General features: G+C 74.2%; 15 protein-coding genes. 11 read left to right on the plus strand and 4 right to left on the minus strand.

Going from position 1 to position 17,385, the window contains the following annotated elements:
- Positions 1-112 precede the first annotated feature (112 nt).
- Entirely contained in the window at positions 113-1,798 is a 1,686-nt protein-coding gene (locus tag BU52_RS04560; protein WP_037928446.1) for a tetratricopeptide repeat protein, read from the plus strand.
- A 57-nt stretch (positions 1,799-1,855) separates the two neighbouring features.
- Here BU52_RS04560 and BU52_RS04565 read toward each other — a convergent pair whose 3' ends face one another.
- The gene (locus tag BU52_RS04565) at positions 1,856-2,038 is read right to left on the minus strand and encodes a hypothetical protein (protein ID WP_235216254.1); all 183 of its coding nucleotides are present in this window, start codon (positions 2,036-2,038) and stop codon (positions 1,856-1,858) included.
- A gap of 138 nt (positions 2,039-2,176) precedes the next feature.
- On the opposite strand from BU52_RS04565, the gene BU52_RS04570 reads away from it, so the two are divergent.
- The 9 genes from BU52_RS04570 to BU52_RS04610 all read left to right on the plus strand — a co-directional run bounded on the left by BU52_RS04570 (position 2,177) and on the right by BU52_RS04610 (position 13,232).
- Complete coding sequence (locus BU52_RS04570; RefSeq protein WP_037928451.1) at positions 2,177-2,389, plus strand: hypothetical protein; 213 nt, start codon at positions 2,177-2,179, stop codon at positions 2,387-2,389.
- 324 nt (positions 2,390-2,713) lie between these two features.
- Positions 2,714-3,616, plus strand: coding sequence for a bis(hydroxyethyl) terephthalate hydrolase (bdeA, locus tag BU52_RS04575; RefSeq protein ID WP_037928452.1), 903 nt, complete (start codon positions 2,714-2,716; stop codon positions 3,614-3,616).
- 225 nt (positions 3,617-3,841) lie between these two features.
- A complete protein-coding gene (locus BU52_RS04580) occupies positions 3,842-6,595 on the plus strand; it encodes a helix-turn-helix transcriptional regulator (RefSeq protein ID WP_037928888.1) in 2,754 nt (917 codons plus the stop codon).
- 142 nt (positions 6,596-6,737) lie between these two features.
- Positions 6,738-7,997, plus strand: coding sequence for a helix-turn-helix domain-containing protein (locus tag BU52_RS04585; RefSeq protein ID WP_037928455.1), 1,260 nt, complete (start codon positions 6,738-6,740; stop codon positions 7,995-7,997).
- Between the two features lie 347 nt (positions 7,998-8,344).
- On the plus strand, positions 8,345-9,127 hold the full coding sequence (locus BU52_RS04590; RefSeq protein ID WP_037928458.1) for an ABC transporter ATP-binding protein: 783 nt from the start codon (positions 8,345-8,347) through the stop codon (positions 9,125-9,127).
- Positions 9,124-9,927 carry an ABC transporter ATP-binding protein gene (locus BU52_RS04595; protein WP_037928460.1) on the plus strand — a complete coding sequence of 268 codons (804 nt, stop codon included), beginning with the start codon at positions 9,124-9,126 and terminating at the stop codon, positions 9,925-9,927. Before BU52_RS04590 ends, BU52_RS04595 begins: the two co-directional genes overlap by 4 nt.
- Positions 9,924-10,820 (plus strand): branched-chain amino acid ABC transporter permease, encoded by an 897-nt coding sequence (locus BU52_RS04600; RefSeq protein ID WP_037928463.1) that lies wholly within the window; start codon positions 9,924-9,926, stop codon positions 10,818-10,820. The genes BU52_RS04595 and BU52_RS04600 overlap by 4 nt, the downstream gene beginning before the upstream one ends.
- Positions 10,813-11,958, plus strand: a complete 1,146-nt coding sequence (locus BU52_RS04605; RefSeq protein ID WP_037928466.1) for a branched-chain amino acid ABC transporter permease — start codon at positions 10,813-10,815, stop codon at positions 11,956-11,958. Before BU52_RS04600 ends, BU52_RS04605 begins: the two co-directional genes overlap by 8 nt.
- Positions 11,955-13,232, plus strand: a complete 1,278-nt coding sequence (locus BU52_RS04610; RefSeq protein WP_037928470.1) for an ABC transporter substrate-binding protein — start codon at positions 11,955-11,957, stop codon at positions 13,230-13,232. The genes BU52_RS04605 and BU52_RS04610 overlap by 4 nt, the downstream gene beginning before the upstream one ends.
- Before the next feature lie 48 nt (positions 13,233-13,280).
- Here BU52_RS04610 and BU52_RS04615 read toward each other — a convergent pair whose 3' ends face one another.
- The gene (locus BU52_RS04615) at positions 13,281-13,763 is read right to left on the minus strand and encodes an MSMEG_6728 family protein (protein WP_037928474.1); all 483 of its coding nucleotides are present in this window, start codon (positions 13,761-13,763) and stop codon (positions 13,281-13,283) included.
- Positions 13,764-13,867: 104 nt separating this feature from the next.
- Positions 13,868-14,911 (minus strand): L-glyceraldehyde 3-phosphate reductase, encoded by a 1,044-nt coding sequence (mgrA, locus tag BU52_RS04620; protein WP_037928477.1) that lies wholly within the window; start codon positions 14,909-14,911, stop codon positions 13,868-13,870.
- 229 nt (positions 14,912-15,140) lie between these two features.
- Here mgrA and BU52_RS04625 point away from each other — a divergent pair, with 229 nt between their 5' ends.
- The gene (locus tag BU52_RS04625) at positions 15,141-15,707 is read left to right on the plus strand and encodes a snapalysin family zinc-dependent metalloprotease (protein ID WP_037928480.1); all 567 of its coding nucleotides are present in this window, start codon (positions 15,141-15,143) and stop codon (positions 15,705-15,707) included.
- Positions 15,708-15,959: 252 nt separating this feature from the next.
- Here BU52_RS04625 and BU52_RS04630 read toward each other — a convergent pair whose 3' ends face one another.
- Complete coding sequence (locus BU52_RS04630; protein WP_037928483.1) at positions 15,960-17,282, minus strand: lipase family protein; 1,323 nt, start codon at positions 17,280-17,282, stop codon at positions 15,960-15,962.
- Positions 17,283-17,385 lie beyond the last annotated feature (103 nt).

The raw sequence follows: 17,385 nt of genomic DNA on the forward strand, positions 1-17,385 counted from the left end.
CGCAGGGCCTGCGCGAGCGCTTGTGCCCCGCTATCGTCGATTTCGTCCCCACGGGACGTCCGTCGCCGGCGGGGCAGCGGCGGTCCGTCGCTTTCCCGGGAGGCAGGCACCCATGGACGACTACTACGACCTTGGCCCCTACCGCCGGCCGGTGACGACGTCCTCCGCCGCCGCCCAACTCTGGTTCGACCGCGGACTGATGTGGACGTACGCCTTCAACCACGAGGAGGCGGTCGCCTGCTTCGAGAAGGCCGCCGAGGCCGACCCGGACTGCGCCATGGCGCACTGGGGCATCGCCTACGCCCTCGGCCCCAACTACAACAAACCGTGGGAGGCCTTCGACGGCGACGAACTCGCCGACACCGTCGAACGTACCCACGGGGCGGTGGAGCGGGCGCACGCGAGGACCACGCACGCCACCCCCGTGGAGCGGGCCCTCGTCGAGGCACTGCGCGCCCGCTACCCCCAGGCCGAGGCCGCGGACGACTGCTCGGTGTGGAACGAGCCGTACGCGGACCGGATGCTCGCCGTGTACGAGAACGCCCCCGGCGACCCGGACGTGGCCACGCTCTGCGCCGACGCCCTGATGAACCTCACCCCCTGGCAGCTGTGGGACCTGGGGACCGGCCGGCCCGCCGAAGGCGCCCGCACCCTGGAGGCCAAGGCGGTCCTCGACGGCGCGCTCGCCACCGACGCCGGCGCCCGCCACCCCGGGGTCCTCCACCTGTACATCCACCTAATGGAGATGTCGCCCACCCCGGAAGCCGCCCTCACCGTCGCCGACCGCCTGCGCGGCGCCGTGCCCGACGCCGGGCACCTGCACCACATGCCCTCGCACCTGGAGGTGCTGTGCGGCGACTACCGCAGGGTCGTCTCGGACAACACCGTCGCCGTCGCGGCCGACGAGAAGTACCTCCGACGCGCGGGCGCCATGAACTTCTACACGCTCTACCGCGCCCACAACCACCACTTCCGGATCTACGGCGCCATGTTCGCCGGGCAGTCGGAGGTGGCCCTGGACGCCGCCGCACGGCTCGAGGCCGCCGTCCCCGAGAAGCTGCTCCGGGTGCAGAGCCCGCCCATGGCCGACTGGCTGGAGGGGTTCCTCGCGATGCGCGTCCACGTCCTGATCCGCTTCGGACGCTGGGACGACATCCTGGCGCTGCCGTTCCCCGACGATCCCGGACTCCACTGCGTGACCACCGCCATGCTCCACTACGCCCGCGGCGTCGCCCTCTCCGCGACCGGCGCCGTCGACGGGGCCGAGGCCGAACGGGAGCGCTTCCGCGCGGCGGTGCGGCGCGTGCCCGGGACCAGGATGCTGTTCAACAACACCTGCCACGACATCCTCGCCATCGCCTCGGAGATGCTGGACGGCGAACTCGCCTACCGCAAGGGCGAGTACGACGCCGCCTTCGCCGCGCTGGAGCGGTCCGTCGCACTCGACGACAACCTGCCCTACGACGAGCCCTGGGGCTGGATGCAGCCCACCCGGCACGCCTACGGGGCGCTGCTCCTCGAGCAGGGCCGCGTCGCCGAGGCCGAGGCCGTCTACCGCGCGGACCTCGGTCTGGACGACACCCTGCCGAGGCCCCTGCAGCACCCCAACAACGTCTGGGCGCTGCACGGGTTCCACGAGTGCCTGCTGCGCGCCGGCAGGACGGGCGAGGCCGCGATCCTCGCCCCACAGCTCAGGCAGGCGGTCGCGCTGGCGGACGTCCCGATCGAGGCGTCGTGCTTCTGCCGTCTGGAGGCACTGCAGCCGGAGGCCTCCGGCGACGGCCACCCCTGTCACTGAGGTCGGTGACGGGGCGGCCGGCGAGGAACCGCGGCGGTCCGGAGCGTGCCGTGGTCCTCAGCGGGACGCCACGACGGCCTGGAACGACTGCATGCAGGAGAAGCAGTGCCGGTCCGTCGTGTGACGGCGCGGCGACTCCTCCTCCTTCTCCACCCCGCACAGCGTCGACGTCCTGTCCGGGGTGAGGACATGCCACACCGGCTCCCCCGAAGTGTCTGCACCGCACCACATCTCGTGCATTCCCAGCTCCCTCCGGGTAGGCGTGGAGGCCGCTTCCATACCAGCACGGCGCGGCCCCGGACGGCGCGCCGTGCGGGCCAGTCGGGTGACGTGCCGGGCCGGGATGCGTGTCCGCGGCACCGGCCGGATGCTGGAAGGGTGAGAAAGGCGCCGATCGTCGTACACCCGCCGCTCGGCACGGGCGGCCGCCGGGTGACCGTGCGCGGTGAGATCGTCGGCCTCGCGGGCTCCGACCGGGACGTGGTGGAGTTCCTGCGCCGCGCGGGGCTGCCCGAGGGCGAACGGCTGCTGGACGACCCGGCCTGGGTGAAATGGGCCGGCGGCCGGGCCCACGTCTACGACGCGGCGTGACAGATCCGCCGCGCGCCACCGCCCCACGGTGAGGGACGCGTGCGCCGCGCGCACAGCGGTCACCGTCGGCGCCGACTCCGACGGTGACCGTACCCGTCCGGGTACCCCCGCCCCTCCGCTGCATGCACCGGACGCGGCCGCCTTCGCCGCGTGCCGGCGGCACGGCGCACGAGACCGGTGATATTGCCGGTCCCCACCCGCCCCCTCCTCTCCGACAGTGGCACCGCCAGTCAATCGGCGGCGCCCCGGCCGGGCACGGCCCCAACCCACGCCATCGTCCCGTGCCCGCCGGGCGGTCCGCCGCGACAGAGAGGACCACTCGTCGTGCAGCAGCACCCCCACACCCGCAGGCGCGGGACCGGCCGGTTCGCCGGGCTGGCCGCGGCCCTCGCCGCCGTCGTCGGGCTGACCACCCTCACCGGTCCCGGCGCTCACGCGGCGGACAACCCCTACGAGCGCGGCCCGGCACCCACGGAATCGAGCATCGAGGCACTGCGCGGCCCGTACGCCGTGTCGGACGTCTCCGTCTCCCGGCTCTCCGTGACCGGCTTCGGCGGAGGCACCATCCACTACCCGACCAGCACCGCCGACGGCACCTTCGGCGCGATCGCCGTCTCGCCCGGCTTCACCGCCTACGAGTCCTCCATCTCCTGGCTGGGGCCCCGTCTGGCCTCCCAGGGCTTCGTGGTCTTCACGATCGACACCAACACCACGCTCGACCAGCCCGCCTCCCGCGGTGACCAGCTGCTGGCCGCGCTCGACTACCTCACCCAGCGCAGCGCGGTCCGCGGCCGCATCGACAGCAGCCGGCTCGGTGTCATGGGCCACTCGATGGGCGGCGGCGGAAGCCTCGAAGCCGCCAAGGACCGGCCTTCGCTCCAGGCCGCCATCCCGCTCACGCCCTGGAACCTCGACAAGACCTGGCCCGAGGTGCGGACCCCCACCCTCATCTTCGGCGCCGACGGCGACACGGTGGCCCCGGTCTCCACCCACGCCGAGCCCCTCTACACCGGCCTGCCGTCCTCCCTTGACCGGGCCTACCTGGAGCTGAACGGCGCCACCCACTTCACGCCCAACTCGTCGAACACGACGATCGCGAAGTACAGCATTTCCTGGCTGAAGCGGTTCATCGACAACGACACCCGCTACGAGCAGTTCCTGTGCCCGCTGCCGCGGCCGAGCCTGACGATCGAGGAGTCACGGGGGAACTGCCCGCACACCTCCTGAGCCCCGGGCTCCTGCCCGACGGTCACCCGGTGGCGGTCCGCACACGGTGCGGGCCGCCACCGGCGTTGTGCGTGTGCACCACCGGGCACCGGCCGCCTTGGGCCACGGCACACTCGTCTCCCAGGGTGACAGGCGAAGAACCGCTGGTGAGGCGACAGTTGAGCGTTCACCGAGGAGTGGACGCGTTCCTTCCCTGTCACGTTACGTGTGAGTAAGGTCACCGAGATGACCGGACAGACGACCTCTCGGCGGCAGGTGATCTCCGCGCTGCTGGACGTGCTGCGCACCGACGGCGGCGTCCGTGTCGTGACCGGTGAACCCGGTTGCGGCCGCACGGCGTTCCTCGAACACGCCGCGCGCTCCTTCCGGGCCGGACCGGTGTGGCACGTACGCTCCGGCCCGGCCCCCGCCGCACGGCGTCCGAGCGGTCTGCACGCCCTGCTGCGCGCGGCCGGCCACGACGCGCCCGCGCCGAACGGTTCGGCGGGGGAGGAGCTGTTCGAGGCCCTGCGCACGGCGGCCGGCACGTCACCGCTCCTGGTGTGCGTGGACGACGTGCACCGGTGGGACGCGCCGTCGCGCGCCGCGCTGGGGCAGGCGGCCGCCCGGGTGCACGCGGCGGGGATCCGGGCGGGGCTGCTCCTCACGGTCGCCGGCCACCGTCCCGTCGGCCGGGAGCTCGCGGCGCTGCCCCGGCTGCGGCTCGGCCCGCTCGGACCCGCGGACGCGGCACGGCTGGTCGACGACGCGACGGACGGCGCCGTCCACCCCGCCGTGCGCGAGGAACTGGTGACGGCGGCGGAGGGCAACCCCGCGCTGCTGCTGGCGCTCGTCCACCGGCTGACCCCCGCCCAGCTGGGCGGACGGCGGGCGCTGCCCCGGCCGCTGGCCGACGGGGAGGCCCTGGCCGGCGTCGTGGGCGGGTGCCCGGCCGGCGTACCGCCGGAGCAGGCCGGACTGCTGCTGACGACGGCGGCAGCCGTACGGGCGACGGGGGAGCAGGACGCCGACGCGGACCTCGTCCGCCGAGCGGCCGGAGCGGATGCGGAAACCCCGGTGCCCGACGTCCTGGCCCTGGCCGGAGGCCGGCTCCGGTTCCGCAGCACACTGCTGGGCAGGGCGGTGTACGCCGGTGCGCCGCCCGAGCGACGGCGCGCCGCCCACCGCGCACTGGCCGAGGCCCTGACCGACCCCCACGGCGTCCCCGCCCTGCTGCACCGTTCCTGGGCCGTCACGGGCCACGCCCCCGTCCTCGCGGCCGCGCTGGCGGCGGCCGCGGCGGACCCGCCGGCCGTGCTCCCGCCGGGGCTGCGCCGCGCGGCGCTCGTCCGGGCCGCCGATCTCACGACGGACGCCACGGAACGGGCCCACCGGTACACCGCCGCCGCCGAGCAGGCCGTCCTCGCCGGTCAGCCGTCCGAGGCCCTGCGCCTGCTCGACGCCGCCCGGAACCGCCCGGCGCCGGCGTCCGCACGCGGCGCAGCGGAACTCCTGCGGGGCGCGGTGCTCCTGGCCGACGGCCCGGTGGACGACGCCCGTGAGTCCTTCCTGCTCGCCGCGTCCCTGCTGGCCACCGCCGGGCGCGAGGCCGCCGCCACGGCGACCCTGGGCGCGGCGCACGCGGCCTGGTCCGCGGGTGATACCGCATCCTGTCTGGAGGTCCTCGCCGCGGACACCGCCCCTGCCCTCGCCGACGCCACCGCCCGGCCCGTCCCCCTGCCTCGGCCCGCCGACGCGCCGGAGACCGCCGGAGCCGCCGCCCCGCGCGAGGCCACGCTCCACGACCACCGCGACGGCATGCGGGCCGTGCTGATGGGACGGTTCGACCGTGCGGCCGGACCGCTGCGCCGGGTCGTCGAGCGGGGGCTGTGCGCCGACGAGCCCGAACTGCTGCTGCGGTCCGCCGCCGCCGCGCTCATGCTCGGGGAGGTGACCGCCGCCCGCCGCGCCGGCGCACGGGCGCTCGCGGCGGCACGGACCCTCGGATCCGCGGCCCTGGAACCCAGGGCGCTGGAGTACCTGGCGTACGCGGAACTGCGGGCCGGGCACCACCAGCTCGCCCGTACCCATGCCGAGGAGGGTCTGCGCACCGCCGTGCGGACCGGCCAGCGGAACGCGGCCGCCCACCACCACGCCGTACTGGCGCTCGCCGCGTCGATCGAGGGGGACGGGGAGCTCGTCGCCGAGCACGCCGAGGCCGCCCTGCGTACCGCCCGCCGCCACGGACTGGCGCAGGCCGCGACGCTCGCGCAGTGGGCCGCGGCCCGCGCCGACCTCGGTGCCGGCCGCCCGGGTGAGGCCGCGGACCGGCTGGGCGCGCTGGTCCGCCCCGGTGCGCGGCGCGGCCACTTCGCGGTGTGGATGCTCGCCGTCCCCTGCTTCGTGGAGGCCGCCGCGCTCGCCGGCCGGCCCGAGCACGCGGCCGCGGTGGTGGAGGACTTCGCCCTGTGGGCCGCCTGCGGAGCCGACCCGCAGGCCCCCGCCCAACTGCTGCGCTGCCGCGCGCTGCTGGCCGGCCCGGAGGCGGCCGACGCCCTGTACCTGCGTGCCCTGGACCGTCACGAGGAGACGGCCGGTGACTTCGAGCGGGCGCGCACGGAACTGCTCTACGGCAAGTGGCTGCGACGCCGGCGCCGGCTGCGCGAGGCACGGGCCCGGCTGGGGGAGGCGCTCATCGGCTTCGAACGCTGCGGCGCGCACCAGTGGGCCCGGCAGGCCGCCGCCGAACTGCGGGCGGGCGGCGCCGCCCCGGCGGCCGCCGAGGCCGGGGACCTGTCCCGGCTGACCCCGCAGCAACTGCGGATCGCCCGGTGTGTCGCCGAGGGCGCGACCAACCGTGAGGTGGCCCTGAGCCTGTCCGTGAGCACCCGCACCGTCGACTATCACCTGCGGAACGTGTTCGCCACCCTCGGCGTCCGCTCCCGGGTCGAGCTGGTCCGTCTGGTCGGGCAGGCGGAAAAGACCGGTGCACAGCTCTAGGGACCGACCGGACGGTATGCCATCCTTCGGGGCAGGACGAGTCCGGCGGCGGCCGGCCCACGGGCTCCCCGGCCGGCCCGGCGCCGGTGCGGGGGCCGCCGCACGGACACCGCCGGGAAGCCGACCCTGGGGGAGATGCGCGATGCGACACGCCGTACGGACCCGTACCCTGCTTCGCCCCGGACCCATGCCCGCTCCGCGCCGGAGGACCCCGCGCGTGCGGTCGCTGATCGACGCCGACGCGCTGCGCGTGCTGCACCGGGCCGCCCGCGTCCTGCTGGACGACCTGCCCCAGCTCACCGACCGGCTGGTCGCCGCGCTGCAGGAGCAGGAGCCCGCCTACCGGACCGCGGTGGACGGGGACGCCGCCGCCACCTGGCAGGAGGTGCACCGCTCGCTGCGGCACAGCATCACGTCCCTGCTCGACCCCCGGGGCGCCCGGGACGCGGCGCGCCGCTGCTCCTGGAAGATCGGTGCCACCCGCGCCGAACAGGGACTTCCCCTGGACGCGTTGCTGCACGCCTTCCGGCTGGGCGGCTCACTGGTGTGGCAGGGCCTGGTCGACGAGACGTCGCGGACGGCCCCCGAGGACGTACGGCTGCTGGTGCACGTGGCGTCCGACGTGTGGGACTTCGTCGACGAGCACTGCACCCTCGTCGCGGACGCTTACCGGCAGACCGAGCGGCAGCTGGCGTGGCGCAGGGAGAACAGGGTGCGTCTGCTGGCCGCGGCGCTGCTGGACGGTACGAGCAGGATCGCCGACCTGCCCGAGGCAGCGCAGGCGCTGGACCTGCCGGAACGAGGGCGGTACGTGGTCGTCGCGGCCGTCGGCGGCCGGCTCGCCGGTTGTCCCGGTGCCCAGGCGGTCCTGTCCCCGGGTGTGCGCGTGCACTGGCACACCGGTGTGGACGCCGATTACGGCATCGTCCCGGTGGAGGACGGCGAGGAGTCGATCGTGCCGGACGAACAGGCACCCGGGACACGGGTGGGCGTCAGCAGCGCGGTCGACGGACTGGCCGCCGTGGGCCAGGCGCGGCGACTGGCGGACACCGCGCTGAGTCTGTGCCCCGGGTCGGGCGGCACGGTCCGCCTCACCGAGCACCTGCCGGCGGCGCTGGTCGCCTCGAGTCCCGAACTCGGCACCGCACTGGCCGAACGGCTCCTCGGGCCCCTCGACCGGCTCGAACCCGCCGACGCCGAGGTCCTGCTGGACACCCTGGCCACCTGGCTGGCCTGTGACGGCTCCGCCCAGCGGGCGAGCCGGCGCCTGTACTGCCACCGCAACACCGTCCTCAACCGCCTCCGCCGCTTCGAACAGCTCACGGGCCGCTCGCTCTCCCGCCCCTCGGACCTGGTCGAGGTGAGCCTGGCCCTGACGGCGCACGCCCTCCTGCGGCGCTGACCCCGCGGGGGCCGCGGGCAACCGCGCCTCCCCGGGGCCCAAGCACCCGCGCAACACGTTCCCCAAGCACCTCCGCCGCTTCGAACGGGGCCGCTCGCTCTCCCGCCCCCGTGGCCCGAGCCTGGCCCTGACCGCCCACACCCCGGTGCGCCGCCGGCCCCGCGGGACCGCGGGCGATCGTGCTGCCCCAGGGGCATGGGCACCCGCACAACGCCCGCCCGCGCCCGTTGGTACGCCGCAGCGAGCAGGCCCGGAAGGGTGTCCCGGCCGGTCCGGCCCGTGCTGTCGTGAGCTCCCCTTCCCCCGAAGCCGTCGCCGCCCCCGCGGCGCGGCCCCGAGGAGCCGTGATGCTCGAAGCACCACCGGACGGCCCGCCCGCACTGCACGTCGAGAACGTCGACGTCACGTACGGGCGCGCGCTGTCCGCTCTCCGTTCCGTGTCCCTGACCGTGCCGTCCGGCGCCGTCGTGGCGCTGCTCGGCGCCAACGGCGCCGGCAAGACGACCCTGCTGCGGGCGGTGTCCGGCACGTTGCGCCTGCACCGCGGCGCGATCACGGCCGGCCGCATCCGCTACGGCGAGACGGTGCTCGACGGCAGGGACCCCGTCGCGGCGGTACGGGCCGGAGTCGTCCAGGTTCCCGAGGGGCGGCGGGTCTTCGCCGGACTCTCGGTCGACGAGAACCTCCGCTCCGGCGGACTCGGCCTCGGCCGGCGCGGACGCGCCCAGGTCCAGGAGGCCCGCGAACGGGTCTTCGCGCTCTTCCCCCGGCTCGCCGAACGCACCCACCAGGCGGCCGGACTGCTCTCCGGCGGCGAACAGCAGATGCTCGCCATCGGCCGGTCCCTGATGGCCGCCCCGCGCCTGCTGCTCCTCGACGAACCCTCCCTCGGCCTCGCGCCGCGAATGGTGGACCGGATCGCCGAGGTGATCCGCGAGATCAACGCCCAGGGCACCGCCGTCCTCCTCGTCGAGCAGAACGCCGGCATGGCGCTCTCCCTCGCCGACCACGCGCACGTCCTGGAGGTCGGCGAGACCCGCCTGTCCGGCCCCGCCGGCGAACTCGCCCGCACCGACGCCGTACGCCGCCTCTACCTGGGCGAGTCCGCCGAGGACCAGGGGGCGGCGTGAACGACCGCACCACCACCGCACCGCCCGTGCTCGAGGTACGGGACGTCACCGTCCGCTTCGCCGGCCTCACCGCACTCGACGACGTCTCCTTCACCGTCGCGCCCGGCTCGGTGCACGCGCTCATCGGCCCCAACGGCGCCGGGAAGTCCACCTGCTTCAACGTGCTGTCCGGCCTGTGCCGTCCCGCCGCGGGAACGGTGACGCTCGGCGACACCGAACTGATCCGGCTCGCCCCGCACCGGATCGCCGCGCTCGGCGTGGCCCGCACCTTCCAGAACATCGTCACGACCCACGGCACGGTCGCCGACAACCTCATGCTCGGCCGCCACGCCCTGTCCCGCGCCGGTTTCGCCGCCAGCGCGCTGCGCCTGCCGAGTGCCCGGCGCGAGCAGCGCGACCATCTCGACCGTGCCCGGGAGATCGCCGGACTCACCGGCCTGGCACGCCACTTCGACAGCCCGGTCGCCCTGCTGTCGTACGGCGACCGCAAGCGCGTCGAACTCGCCCGTGCCCTCTGCCTGGAGCCCCGCGTGCTGCTCCTCGACGAACCCGTGGCCGGCATGAACGCCGCCGAACGCGCCCGCACCGCCGAGGTCGTGGGCGAACTGCGCGCCGAACTCGGCCTGTCCATCGTCCTCGTCGAGCACGACATGGGTCTCGTCATGCGCCTCGCCGACGACGTCACCGTGCTGGACTTCGGCAGGCCCATCGCCCACGGCACCCCCGACGAGGTCCGGCAGGACCCCGAGGTGCTGCGCGCCTACCTCGGAACCGACACACCAGGGGAGGACGCGGCATGACCGGGTTTCTCGACCATCTCCTCGGCGGGCTGGCACTCGGCGCGGTCTACGCGCTGGTCGCCCTCGGCTTCGTCGTCATCTTCAAGGCCTCGGGCGTCCTCAACTTCGCCCACGGCTCCCTGCTCCTCTTCGGCGGCTACCTCATCGCCGTCCTCCACGACCACCTCGGCTTCGCCGGGGCGCTGGCACTGGCGGTGCTCGCCACGGCCGCCCTGGCCGGCGCGCTCGACCGCTTCCTGCTGCAGCGCGGCGGCCAGGACGCCCACTCCGCGCACGTGCAGACCATCGTCACCATCGGCATCGACATCGTCCTGCTCACCGACCTGGCCCGGCGCATCGGCGGCGACCTGCTGTCGCTCGGCGACCCGTGGGGCGACGCCGTGACCGAACTCGGTCCGCTGACCGTCGCCGACAGCCGGCTCGCCGCGATCGTGGTGTCGGCCGTGGTCATCGGCGCGGTCTTCGCCCTGTTCCGTTTCACCTCCTGGGGGCTGTCCCTGCGGGCGGCGGCCGAGGACCTGGAGGCCGCCGCGCTCATGGGCGTACGGCTCGGCCGGGTCCGCGCGGGCGCCTGGTGCCTGGCGGGCGCGCTCGCGGCGCTGGCCGCCGTGTTCCTCGCCGCGTTCCCCGCGCCGGGCCTCGAACGCACCACCGGCCAGATCGCGCTCAACGCCTTCCCCGCCGCCATCCTCGGCGGACTCGCCTCCCCCGCCGGCGCCCTCGCGGGCAGCCTCATCATCGGCCTGACCGAGGCGCTCGTCGTCGGCTACCAGTCCGAACTGCACGTCCTCGGCGAAGGGTTCGGCGACGTGGCGCCGTACGCGGTGATGCTGCTGGTGCTCCTCGTCCGGCCCACCGGACTGTTCGGCGCGAAGGGAGCGGCCCGTGTCTGACCGGCTTCCCGCGGCCCTGACCCGCCGAAGGGCGCGGCTCCTGCTGCTCGCCGCGGTCCTGTGCCTGCCGCCGTTCTACCTGGACGCCTTCTGGCTGCGCATCGGCCTGTTCTCCATGGCAGCGGCCATCGGCGCCGTCGGTCTCGCCCTGCTCAGCGGCACCGCGGGACAACTCTCCCTCGGGCACGCCTTCTTCCTCGCCGTCGGCGCCTACGGCTATGCCTGGCTGGCGGGCGAACCCGGGCCTGGACTGCCGCCCGCGCTCGCCGCGCTCCTCGCGGTGCTGCTCGCCGGAGCGGCGGGCGGGCTGTTCAGTCCCGTCGCCGCCCGCGTCAAGGGCATCTACCTCGGCATCGCGACCCTCGCCCTGGTCTTCCTCGGCCACCACGTCCTGCTGACCGCCGACTCCGTCACCGGCGGCTTCAACGGCCGCTCCGTTCCCCCGCTGAGCCTCGGCGGGTTCACCTTCGCGGAGAGCGAGCCCGAACTCACCGTTCTGGGCGTCCCGTTCGGCTCGGAGGAACGGCTGTGGTTCCTGGGCCTGGCCCTGTTCGCATTCACCTGGTTCTCCGCCCGAGGCCTGCTGCGCGGACGTCCCGGCCGGGCGCTGGCCGCCCTGCGCGACAGCGAGACCGCGGCCGCCGTGATGGGCGTCGACGTCGCCCGGCACCGCTCCGCGGCCTTCGTGGTCTCGTCGATGTACGCCGGCCTCGCGGGAGTGCTCCTGGCGCTCGCCTTCCGCCGCGTCGTCCCGGACTACTTCTCCCTCGCCCTCTCCGTCGACTATCTCGCCATGATCGTCATCGGCGGACTCGGTTCCGTCGCCGGAGCCACCGCCGGCGCCGTGTTCGTCACCGCGCTCCCGCTGCTGATGACCCGCTACGCCGACCAGCTCCCGCTGGTGGCCGCCCCCGGCTCCACCGAGGGCACCGTGGGCCCCACCGAGGTGGCCCGCTACCTCTACGGCGCCGCCATCGTCCTCGTCCTGCTGTACGCACCCGACGGCCTGCACGGCCTGGCCCGCAGGGCCCGGGACCGTCTGCGGCGCCGCCGGTCCCCCGCCCCCGCACCGCCCACCACCGCCCCCACGCCCCCGGAACCGGCCGCAGCCGCACGATCCAAGGAGCACACCCCGTGAACACCACGCACCGCACCCGGCACCGCACCGCCGGGACCGTCCTCGCCGGCGCACTCGCCCTGCTGCTCGCGGCCACCGGATGCAGCTCCAAGGCGGAGGGCGGCGACAAGGGCGGCGAGGCCGCCGACGGCGTCCGCACCGGGCCCGGCGTCGGCGCCGGCACCATCAAGCTGGGCGCGCTCACCGACCTGACCGGCCCCTACGCCACGCTCGGCAAGAGCATCGTGCAGGCCCAGCAGATGTGGGCCGACGAGGTCAACGCCGACGGCGGCATCTGCGACCGCAAGGTCGAGATCGTTGTCAAGGACCACGGCTACGACGTGCAGAAGGCGGTCACCGCGTACGCCGACATCGCCCCCGACGTCGTGGCCCTTCCCCAGGTCATCGGCTCCCCGGTGGTCGCGGCGCTGCTCGACGACATCGAACGCGACAAGATGCTCACCTTCCCGCAGGCCTGGGCGGCCTCCCTGCTCGGCAAGGACGCCATCCAGGTGCTGGGCACCACCTACGACGTCGACATGATCGCCGCGGTGGAGTTCCTCACCCGCACCAAGGGCCTGAAGAAGGGCGACACCGTCGGCCACGTCTACTTCGAGGGCGACTACGGGGCCAACGCGCTGGAAGGTTCCACCTGGGCCGCGGAGAAGGCCGGTCTGAAGGTGACCGGACAGAAGATCAAGGCGACGGACACCGACCTGTCCGCCCAGGTCTCGGCACTGCGCAAGGAGGGCGTGAAGGCCGTCCTGATCAGCGCCGGCCCCGCGCAGACGGCCTCCCTCGTCGGCGTCGCGGCCTCCCGCGGCCTGAAGGTCCCCGTCGTCAGCAGCGCACCCGGCTTCGCGCCCCAGCTGATGAAGACCCCCGCCGCGCCGGCCCTGGCGGCGATGCTGAACGTGGTGAGCGCCGCCCCCGCGGTCAGCTCCGACCTGCCCGGTGTGAAGGACATGGTGGCGTCGTACCGGAAGAAGTACCCGGACTCACCGGTCGACTCCGGCGTGCTGTCCGGGTACAACGCCGCCCAGCTCATGGGCGCCGACCTGAAGAAGGCCTGCGAGGCGGGCGGCCTCACCCGTGAGGACGTCGTCAAGGCGCACCGGTCGCAGACGAACGCCGACACCGGCCTCGGCACCCCGCAGAACTTCTCCGACGTCGACCGCCCCGCCGGCGTCAGGACGTACGTGCTCAAGCCGGACGCCAAGGCGGTCGGCGGCGTGGTGAACGAGGAGGAGGCGCACGAGGCTCCGGGAGTGGAGGAGTACCTGGCCGCGCGGTGACGGCCGGCCCCCGCGCCCCGGCGTACCCCTGGGGGAGGGGACGCCGGGTCAGCCGGCGGCCGCCCCCGGATCGCGGTCGGACGGCGGCCAGACGTACGGCAGGTCGCCCGGCTCCCCGGGGAAGACCTCCCCGTAGACCTCCGGGTCCTTGCGCACCAGCGCCGAGCGGTGGCTGCGGTGCAGCGCCTCGTCCCCCAGCCAGGGCGGGAGCTCGCCGGCCTCGGCCAGCTCCCGCTGACCGCGCACCGGGGCGCCGGGCCGGACGCCCGCGAGGTCGGCGACGAGGGTGGCGGCGCAGCTGTCCTGATGGCCCCGCTCGCGCCAGACCCGGCAGACCTCCAGGCCGTACCGCACCAGCGCCTCCTCGTAGCCGGTCCACATGCGCACGGCGGGATGGCGGCGCCACCCGTAGCCCGGCACGATCAGGCCGCGCAGCACCTGCAGTGCCTCCACCCGCTGCTTGCCGAGCCGGCGCCGGTCGAGCACCAGCGCCGACTCGCGGAAATCGGGGTACGGCATGAAGGTCTGCATACGACCGTCCGAAGGGCCGGGGACCGCCCGCGCCTCGCCGCGCGGCTCACCGCACCGCAGTTCCCCTTCGCCGGTTGCGCACACCTCGCCGCCGGCGGCGGGGCTCAGCCCATCGTGCCGAGCCGCGCCTCGCGCCACAGGTCGACGTCGCCCTCGATGGCGTACCGGTCGATCTCGGCCAGCTCCCCGGCGGTGAAGTCGAGGTTGTCCAGCGCGGCCACGTTCTGCTCCAGCTGTTCGGTACGGGAGGCGCCCATGACCAGCGAGGTGACCCGCCGGTCCCGCAAGGCCCAGGCCAGCGCCATCTGCGCGAGGCTCTGCCCGCGCCGGGCCGCGATGTCGTTCAGGGCGCGCAGCCGGCGCAGCATGTCCTCGGTAAGCCACCCGGCGTCGAAGGACTTGCCGGCCGCCGCCCGGGAGTCCTGCGGCACGCCGTCGAGGTAGCGCCCGGTCAGCAGTCCCTGCGCGAGCGCCGTGAACCCGATGATCCCGAAGCCCTCCTCCTGGGCCACGTCCAGCAGGCCGTCCGTCTCGATCCAGCGGTTCAGCATGTTGTACGACGGCTGGTGGATCAGCAGCGGGGTGCCGAGGTCGCGGAGGACGGCCACGGCCTCGCGGGTGCGCTCGGCGTCGTAGGAGGAGATGCCGACGTAGAGCGCCTTGCCCTGGCGGACGGCGGTGTCCAGGGCGCCCATCGTCTCCTCCAGGGGAGTGGTCGCGTCGAGCCGGTGCGAGTAGAAGATGTCGACGTACTCCAGTCCCATGCGCTTCAGGGACTGGTCCAGCGAGGCCAGCAGGTACTTGCGGGAGCCGCCGCCCTGACCGTAGGGGCCGGGCCACATGTCCCAGCCGGCCTTGGTGGAGACCACCAGCTCGTCCCGGTACGGCGCGAGGTCCTGTTTCATCAGCCGGCCGAAGTTGATCTCGGCGGCGCCGTACGGCGGGCCGTAGTTGTTCGCCAGGTCGTGGTGGGTGATGCCCAGGTCGAAGGCGCGCAGGGCGATCTCGCGCTGGGTCCCGAAGGACCGGTCGTCGCCGAAGTTGTGCCAGTAGCCCAGGGACAGCAGGGGAAGGTCGAGCCCCGAGCGGCCGGTGCGCCGGTAGCGCATGGTGCCGTCGTAGCGCTCGGGACGGGCGACGTGGTTCATCGTGCGGACTCCGGTGGTGCGGTCGGGGTGACCCGTGGCATCGTGTGGGAACTTCTGCCCCACAGTGCCCCCGGGCGAACAGGAAGTCCAACCGGCCTTCCCCGGCATGCGGCGGTACCGCTTCTCGCCCGGGCCGGCCGGAATGAGGGATTGCCGGGCATTCCGGTGGGGCAGGAAGGCCAGGTGTGTCATGTGCACGACTGCCCTTCCCCCCACATGGAGGTCGACCATGCACGTTCGCAGGATGACCGGCGGCCTGGCCGCGGTCGTCACGATGTCCCTCGCCCTGCTGGGCGGCCAGGCCGCGGCCGCGCCCTCCGGTGAGACCGCGCGACCGGCCGCCGCCCGGGTGCTCACCTACGACGCGAGCGGCTCCGCGGAGTTCCGGTCCGCGGTCGACCGGGGCGCGGCGATCTGGAACGAGAGCGTCGACGCCGTGGAACTGCGTCCGGTGACGTCCGGGCAGCGCGCCGACATCCGGGTGCTGGCGGACAACGGCTGGCCGCGTGCCCTGCCCGGCTCGCTGGGCAGCGGCACCGTCTACATCGGCCGCCAGGCCGTGAACCAGGGATACAGCACGGTCCGCATCTCGTCGCACGAACTCGGTCACATCCTGGGCCTGCCCGACCGCAAGCCGGGGCCCTGCTCCAGCCTGATGTCCGGCTCCACCGCGGGTGTGGCGTGCACGAACCCGTACCCGAACGCGGCGGAGAAGGCGGAGGTCGAGGACAACTTCGCCCGGGTGGCCGCGGGGCAGCCGGTGCCGGCCCCACGAGCCGTCCCGGTCGGGGACTGACGGACCGGCCGACGCCCGCAGGGAGGTTTCCCGCCCCGGTGTTCATGTGACTGATGTGCATGCTGAGGCGAAGACCGCTATGGTTGTCGTACGTCACGGCGCCGGGGCAACCCGCGGCCCGACGGTGCGTTGGTGGTCCAAGGAAAGACGCCCCGCTTCCTGCGGGGAGATGCAGGTGCAAGGCCTGCCCGGCGCTCTCACACGAGCCCCGTCCCGAAGCACCGGGACGGGGCTCGTCACGTTGCGGGCCGCTCAGCGCCGCGCCGGCACGGCCCAGCAGTTGGAACCCGTCGGCCTGCCCTCGAGCCGGTCGGTCAGCCACTCCACCGCGTCGCCCTGGTCGGTCAGCAGCGGCGCCAGGTGGTTGGTCAGGATCTTGTCGCCGAGGTTGGGCAGCAGGACGGCCTTGTAGGTGACGTTGCCGCCCCTGGCGCACCAGTCCACCGCCAGTTGGCGTGCCTGCTCGTGCGGGACGATGTCGTCCTGGACGCCGGTGACCAGCCGGACCGGCCCGGTGGGCCTCAGCGTGCCGAGGCGCTGCTTCTCGAGGACGGCCCGGGCGGCGGGTTCGGCGGCGATGACCTCGGCCATGGACTTGCCGCTCGTCGTCCATTTGGTGCTCTTGGTGAATCCGTGACCGAGGATCGCGTCGCCGACGCAGGCGGTGGAGATGTCCTTCAGCGCCTCGCGCCCGGTGGCGTTGATGTTCGCCTCGACGACCCTGCGCAGTGCGGGCTCGGCCTGGGCGAAACCGTTGATCGACCACCCCAGCGCGCCGGCCAGCGCGCTTCCGTCGATGCCCTTCATGACCTCCGTCAGGTCGGCGGGCGGCGCACCGCTGTAGGTGCCGACGAGTGGTACGTCGGGCGCGTAGGACCGCTGGAGTTCGGCCGCGGAGGCACTGGCCCCGCCGCCCTGGCTGTATCCGTACATGGCCACGCGGGAGGCGCCGGTGACCGAAGCGCCCGGCACGGACCGCGCGACGCGGGCCGCGTCCAGCATGGCGTGACCCTCGTCGAGGCGGTTGACGTACGTGTGGAGCCGGTCCGTCGCGCCGAGACCGGCGTAGTCGGTCACGACCACGGCCGCGCCGGTGGCCAGCAGCCGGTGGACCGCGAGCGTCTCGTACCCGAACGACACGGTCCGGCCGTTGAGCGTCAGGGGGTTCTGCAGGGCGAGCGAGGGCGCGCACTGGTCGCCCTGGCCCATGGTTCCCGAGCCGAGGACCACCAATGGCCGGGGGCCGTCGCCCTTCCAGGCGGCGGAGGGCTCGATGTAGGCGCCGGTGACCGCCACCGGCTGCCCGGCCGAGTCCGTGGAGGTGTACATCAGCCGCGTCGCCGTACCCGGCAGGGTGCGGCCGTCCAGGCCGGGCAGGCTCAGCCCCAGACGCAGCGGCTCGTGGCGGACCAGGACGCCGTTGCCCGCGGGCAGTGCGGCGGGGGGCGTGTAGAAGGCGGGGATGGTGACGCCCCGAGAGACCACGGGGTCGCTCGCGGCGGCGGGCGGGGCGGACACGCACACACAGGCCGTCGTGGCGACCACGGTGGTCAGCACGCTGCTGATACGGCTCACGGCTCACTCCTCGCTCTGCTCCAGAAGGTGAAACGTGAAACTAGCAGCGCTCACTTACCGTCGGTAACCCATGGGTAAGTTACGGCACGGTAACTCTTGATGG

Source organism: Streptomyces toyocaensis, assembly GCF_000725125.1.
GTDB lineage: Bacteria > Actinomycetota > Actinomycetes > Streptomycetales > Streptomycetaceae > Streptomyces > Streptomyces toyocaensis.

Bases quoted from the DNA above. Each gene is read 5' to 3' on its own strand.
- BU52_RS04560 (WP_037928446.1), top strand. From the start codon at position 113: ATGGACGACTACTACGACCTTGGCCCCTACCGCCGGCCGGTGACGACG.
- BU52_RS04565 (WP_235216254.1), bottom strand. From the start codon at position 2,038: ATGCACGAGATGTGGTGCGGTGCAGACACTTCGGGGGAGCCGGTGTGG.
- BU52_RS04580 (WP_037928888.1), top strand. From the start codon at position 3,842: ATGACCGGACAGACGACCTCTCGGCGGCAGGTGATCTCCGCGCTGCTG.
- BU52_RS04585 (WP_037928455.1), top strand. From the start codon at position 6,738: ATGCGACACGCCGTACGGACCCGTACCCTGCTTCGCCCCGGACCCATG.
- BU52_RS04590 (WP_037928458.1), top strand. From the start codon at position 8,345: ATGCTCGAAGCACCACCGGACGGCCCGCCCGCACTGCACGTCGAGAAC.
- BU52_RS04600 (WP_037928463.1), top strand. From the start codon at position 9,924: ATGACCGGGTTTCTCGACCATCTCCTCGGCGGGCTGGCACTCGGCGCG.
- BU52_RS04615 (WP_037928474.1), bottom strand. From the start codon at position 13,763: ATGCAGACCTTCATGCCGTACCCCGATTTCCGCGAGTCGGCGCTGGTG.
- mgrA (WP_037928477.1), bottom strand. From the start codon at position 14,911: ATGAACCACGTCGCCCGTCCCGAGCGCTACGACGGCACCATGCGCTAC.
- BU52_RS04625 (WP_037928480.1), top strand. From the start codon at position 15,141: ATGCACGTTCGCAGGATGACCGGCGGCCTGGCCGCGGTCGTCACGATG.